1 protein-coding gene is annotated in these 231 nt (G+C 62.8%); it reads right to left on the bottom strand.

Annotation, left to right across the window (positions count from 1 at the left end; genetic code table 11):
* Positions 1–231, bottom strand: a 231-nt coding sequence (locus KVT37_RS33210) for an ABC transporter permease subunit (RefSeq protein WP_217579121.1), incomplete at both ends; no start/stop codon positions are given.

Raw genomic sequence — 231 nt, 5'->3', positions numbered from 1 at the left:
TGATGCGGGTGAAGACGCGCAGGCGCGAGCAGCCCTCGACCAGCGCGGCCACCTCGATCTCGCGCGGCATGTCGTCGAAGAAGGTCTCCATCAGCCAGAAGGCGAAGGGCAGCGTGACGATGCCGTAGACCAGCGCCAGTCCCCACCATGTATCGTTGAGACTGAGGAAGGCCCACATGAACATCACCGGGATCATCACGGCCATCGGCGGAAACAGCCTGAGCTGGATCA

Source organism: Mesorhizobium sp. GbtcB19, from assembly GCF_019091085.1.
Taxonomy (GTDB): Bacteria; Pseudomonadota; Alphaproteobacteria; order Rhizobiales; family Rhizobiaceae; genus Mesorhizobium.
The sequence above is the reverse complement of the archived record's forward strand: the minus strand, read 5'-3'. Positions and strand labels throughout refer to the sequence as shown.